The organism is Herbaspirillum sp. B65 (genome assembly GCF_000333555.1).
In the GTDB taxonomy this organism is placed as follows: domain Bacteria; phylum Pseudomonadota; class Gammaproteobacteria; order Burkholderiales; family Burkholderiaceae_D; genus Herbaspirillum; species Herbaspirillum rubrisubalbicans.
This window is the reverse complement of record NZ_BADI01000974.1, coordinates 1-4775: the sequence shown is the minus strand read 5'-3', so window position 1 is coordinate 4775 and position 4775 is coordinate 1. Positions and strand designations below refer to the sequence as shown.

Genomic DNA, 4775 nt, shown 5'->3' with positions numbered 1-4775 from the left:
GGTGCGCGCAGTGATGCCCCAGACGCTGTTCTTGGCATGGCCGAAGTCGCGCAGCGTCTGCAGCACGGCAGTCTTGCCGTTGATCTGGCTGACCTGGCCGTAGAAGGCCGGCTCGCCATTCTTGGGCTCGATGAAGACAAACTGGTTGACCAGTAGCGACGGCACGTAGGGGCCGGTGACACGGTAGTAGGTATAGCTGCTGCCGTGGCGGCTTTCCTGCCAGGATTCCATGCCCTTGCCGTGCTTGGTCCAGAAGTCGTCCGGCAGTTGCTGGATGCCCGAATACAGCAGATCGGTATCTTCCAGCACATGGTCGTTGAAGTAATCTTCAGCAGGCAGGCCGATGGCACGCGCCTTGAGGCGCATGTTGATGTCCTTGGACACCAGCACCACCGGACGCTCCGGATACTGCTGGTCCAGCGCTCGCACCACGCCCAGGATCTGGTTGTCGGCCTTGCCCTCGGGCAGGCCTTCGGGCAGGGCGGCGTTCTGCAGCTTGGTCTGGAAGTACAGGCGGCCCTTGGCATCCTTGTTGCCCAGCTTGGACAGCGGAATGCCCAGGTCAATCGCGTCTTCGGCGATGTCTGACACCAGCGCATCCAACGAGCGCGAGATCTGGCGCGCGTTGCGGGCTACTTCGGACATGCCCTTCTTGTGGTTGTCCAGCTCTTCCAGCGTGACCATGGGCAGGTAGATGTCATGCTCCTCGAAGCGGAACAGCGAGGTCGGATCATGCATCAGCACGTTGGTATCCAGCACGAACAGTTTGGACTTGCCCAGCTTGTCGGCGACCCGGCTGGTGGTCGACTTGGGACGTGCTTCTACGCTCTTGGGCGCGGTTTTCGGCTTTTCGGTCACGGCGGCAGTCTTGCCGGTGATGCGCGCACGCGGCGCGGCGACCTTGGTATCGGAGACGTCGGCAACGGCAACTGCAACTTCTTGGGGTGCAACTACGGGAGCGGAGGTTTCAACGAGAGTGATGTTCGGTTTGACAGGTTTGTTGCGATCAGCCTTGGGGTAGTCCTCGGGAGACAGCATCGAAGCTGGTTTGCTCGGCATTTTGGGCAGGGGCATCAGGACCTCGGAAGTGGATGGAGAAAACACCGCTTTGTCAGAGCGAACAGGTGAAGCAGTACATCAGACAGCAAAGGGAGCCGCAGGGCTGCCGGACCGGTCATGCCAATGAAATCCTTGCACCTGCCGTACCGCGCACCGGAGGGTACCGGGATGCGGTCCAACAGGGGATGGGCGAGGGCTTGATTGGCCTGGACGGCCAGGGAAACAGCAGCGCAAGCAGCGGGGGTGGCAAAGTAAAAAGTAAAAAAGCCGTTTCGGCAGGCCTTAGGCCTCAACCTGAAACGGCTCCCAGCAAACGTTTTTCTATTTGAATTCAATGGCTTGTATCGTTTGACCGCATGTTTGGAACGCGTCGTGGGCGCTTGCCAGGCACCTGCGCCGCGGCCTGAATCGCTACCTGCTGCCAGGAGGTCAGGCGCAAGCCGGACAGGATATTGCGCTGCAGCAACCGGACAGTCTATTTCAGGTACCGAACTTCATTCAGGCCAAGGTTTTGATGAAGGAAAGCACCTCATCCACGTGTGCAGGAACCTTCACTCCACGCCATTCTTTCACCACTTTGCCTGCGGCGTCAATCACAAACGTGCTGCGCTCCACGCCCCGCACCTGCTTGCCATACATGTTTTTCATCTTCATGACATCGAACATGGTGCACAGTGTTTCATCGGGGTCGGAGATCAGTTCGAACGGCATCTCCAGCTTGCCCTTGAAGTTTTCATGCGACTTCAGGCTGTCGCGGCTGATACCGAAGATCTCGGTATTGGCCGCCTGGAACTGCGGATGCAGGTCGCGGAACTGGATGCCCTCGGTGGTACAGCCGGGGGTGTTGTCCTTGGGATAGAAATACAGCACCAGGTTCTTGCCGCGGTAATCGGCCAGCTTGAAGGTCTTGCCACTGGTCATGGCGGCCGAGAATTCCGGCACGGTCTTGTTCAGGAGGGATGGTCGGTCTGTCAAAGTGGCGCCCCGTAGGTGAAGTCTTGTTGGTGGAAGTGATACTGGCGGTCTTACATGGCCTGCACGATCATCTCGCCCGAACGGCCAGGCAATTCGCCCCAGGCGATCGGCAGGATGGGCAGGACGTCATTCTTGATGCTGTCGTAGTAGTCACCCATGGAGACCAGTTCATAGCCTTGGGTGCGCCAGCCGGCCAGCAATCGTTCGAAAATGGGGCCGAGTTTCTGGCCTTCAAGTTCCGCGTGCAAGGTGAAGACATGGTCACGCGGTTCTTTGGTCAACTGAAGCAAAAATTCGGCGGCATTACCGGCATCGATCAGCTTGCCGCCGATCTCTCGGCCCAGGATTTCATCCAGGGTCGGCAGCGTGGTGGGCAGTTGCACGCAGGATAGCGGCTTGCCGAAGGCCGACAGACGGTGCGGACCGGCATCCGGGTCGGCCAGGCGGCCGTCTTCGCGCAGTTGGGAGCGACCATCGGAGGAGTAAGCCATGCCGAACTGGTCCAGCTGGACGAAGGCGTGGTCGTTCATCTGCCAGCCTGCCGCGCCATGGGTGCGCGGTACTTCGCCGAAGATCTCGCGGTAGCGGCGGTGGGACTGGTGCATGGTTTCCACCGTCCAGCGGGCGTCGGCCGTGCGTACGTCATCCTGCCAGACCCGGTGGTCCCAGGTGTGGATGCCACATTCAAAGCCGGCCTGCTGCGCTTGGCGCATGAAGTCAGCGCAGGTCTTGCCGATATCCGGGGCTGGCAACAGGGTGCCGTACATCAGGGTTTTCAAGCCATAGTGCTCCACCACCGAGGTGCGTGAGACCTTGCTGAAAAAGCCGGGACGGAATATCTGTTTCAAGGCCCAGCCGGTATGGTCGGGACCAAGCGAAAACAGGAAGGTGGCGCCGGCATGGTGACGGCGCAATTGCTGGATCAGGTTGGGGACGCCCACGCGGGTGCCGCGGTAGGTGTCGGCGTCGATCTTGAGAGTGAGTTTGGGCAATTCGCTGAACCGGAAAGAGGGTGGGCGGCGGCGATCCGCATGGCGTGGCTGCTTGTGCTACGTCGAGACGGGGAGTGCTGCCGCTGGTGACAAGTTGCGAGACTAGCATTGTGCGCCGGAGAGAACAATATGCAGCGGCGCACCATGAGACCGCAATACAGTGACAACGGCGCATCTGTTACTTGATGAAAGAGCAACTATCCCGGCGTACACGCGCTCAGGCCACAAAAGCAAAACCGCGCTTCAAGCGCGGTTTGCTGTGATGCGATGAAGGTGAAGATCAGTTCACCAATCCATCAATCCATCAATGCACGGGCTTCGGCCACCTGGCTGCGGTAGGCATCGAAGATATTGCGCAGGGTGTCGGCCATGGTGGTCTTGGGCGACCAGTTCAGTTCTTCGCAGGTATTGGTGATCTTGGGCACGCGGTTCTGCACGTCCTGGTAACCCTTGCCGTAGTAGGCGGCCGAGGTGGTTTCCACCAGTTTGACCTGCTTGGCGGTGTCGGCATACTCCGGGTATTCGGCGGCCAGCTTCAACATCATGTCGGCCAGATCCTTGATGGAGTAGTTGTTGACCGGGTTGCCGATGTTGTAGATCTTGCCGGAAGCCACGCCGCCTTCGTTGGCGATGATCTTCATCAGGGCGTCGATACCATCGTCGATATAGGTGAAGGCACGCTTTTGCAGGCCGCCATCGACCAGCGAGATGTTCTCGCCACGCACGATGTGGCCGAAGAACTGGGTCACCACGCGGGAAGAGCCTTCCTTGGGGGTGTGGATCGAATCCAGGCCGGCGCCGATCCAGTTGAACGGACGGAACAGGGTGAAGTTCAGGCCGGCCTCCATGCCATAACCCCAGATCACGCGGTCCATCAACTGCTTGGCACAGGAGTAGATCCAACGCGGCTTGTTGATGGGGCCGCAGATCAGTTCGGACTGTTCCGGGTCGAATTCTTCGTCATGGCACATACCATAGACTTCCGAGGTCGAGGGGAAGACCAGGTGCTTCTTGTACTTGGCGGCCGAACGCACGATCGGCAGGTTGGCTTCGAAGTCCAGCTCGAACACGCGCAGCGGAGCGTTCACGTAGGTCGAGGGGGTGGCGATGGCCACCAGCGGCAGGATCACGTCACACTTCTTGACGTGGTATTCCACCCATTCCTGATTGATGGTGATGTCGCCCTCGAAGAAGTGCATACGCGACTTGTAGGCCTCGTTTTCCAGGATGTCGGTGATACGGTCGGTCATCATGTCCATGCCATAGACGTGCCAGTCCGTGGTTTCCAGGATGCGCTTGGACAGGTGGTGGCCGATGAAGCCGTTGACGCCGAGAATGAGGACTTTTTTCATAATGTTGAGAGCTAGTGAATGGCCGGACTTCAGGAGGCCATGTATTTCAGGTAATTGTTGAGTGAAGCATCCTGATCATTGATCTGGATGCCCAGGATCTGGAGAAAGTTGCCATCGCCACAACGGGCGTACAACTTGCCGCCTTCGAAGAACTTGTCTTGCATACCATGGGCCCGCTGCAACGCAGGATGGGCTGCTGGCGGAACCAGCCCATCTGCGTGGCATTGGTGGACAGGGATAGTTCCTCCACCCCTGGCAGCGCCGATAGTTGCGCCGCCAGCGCCGGCAAGTGGCGTCGCAACAGCGGCTCGCCCCCGGTCAGCCGTACCCGGCCCACGCCCAGGCGGGCAAAGGCGCCGATGACGCGGCTGATCTCATCGAAACTGAGCCAGTGGCC

General features: G+C 59.4%; 6 protein-coding genes and 1 pseudogene. 1 reads left to right on the top strand and 6 read right to left on the bottom strand.

Annotation, left to right across the window (positions count from 1 at the left end; translation table 11 throughout):
* Positions 1-1074: PIN domain-containing protein (locus tag I5W_RS22900; RefSeq protein WP_252717181.1), on the bottom strand; the 1074-nt coding region annotated here is incomplete at its 3' end.
* A 17-nt stretch (positions 1075-1091) separates the two neighbouring features.
* Between I5W_RS22900 and I5W_RS31650 the strand changes: the two genes are divergently transcribed.
* Complete coding sequence (locus I5W_RS31650; RefSeq protein WP_148289182.1) at positions 1092-1388, top strand: hypothetical protein; 297 nt, start codon at positions 1092-1094, stop codon at positions 1386-1388.
* A 169-nt stretch (positions 1389-1557) separates the two neighbouring features.
* Here the strand turns inward: I5W_RS31650 and I5W_RS22895 are convergent, their stop codons facing one another.
* The 5 genes and pseudogenes from I5W_RS22895 to I5W_RS33690 all read right to left on the bottom strand — a co-directional run.
* The gene (locus I5W_RS22895; RefSeq protein ID WP_017450968.1) at positions 1558-2034 is read right to left on the bottom strand and encodes a peroxiredoxin; all 477 of its coding nucleotides are present in this window, start codon (positions 2032-2034) and stop codon (positions 1558-1560) included.
* Between the two features lie 50 nt (positions 2035-2084).
* Positions 2085-3026: a polysaccharide deacetylase family protein gene (locus I5W_RS22890; RefSeq protein WP_044530975.1), complete on the bottom strand. Its 942-nt coding sequence runs from the start codon at positions 3024-3026 to the stop codon at positions 2085-2087.
* A 296-nt stretch (positions 3027-3322) separates the two neighbouring features.
* Entirely contained in the window at positions 3323-4378 is a 1056-nt protein-coding gene (locus tag I5W_RS22885; protein WP_017450970.1) for a bifunctional UDP-4-keto-pentose/UDP-xylose synthase, read from the bottom strand.
* Between the two features lie 29 nt (positions 4379-4407).
* Positions 4408-4542 carry a hypothetical protein gene (locus I5W_RS33920; protein ID WP_256380794.1) on the bottom strand — a complete coding sequence of 45 codons (135 nt, stop codon included), beginning with the start codon at positions 4540-4542 and terminating at the stop codon, positions 4408-4410.
* Between the two features lie 32 nt (positions 4543-4574).
* Positions 4575-4775 (bottom strand): annotated as a pseudogene (locus I5W_RS33690) (radical SAM protein); the annotation flags it as partial.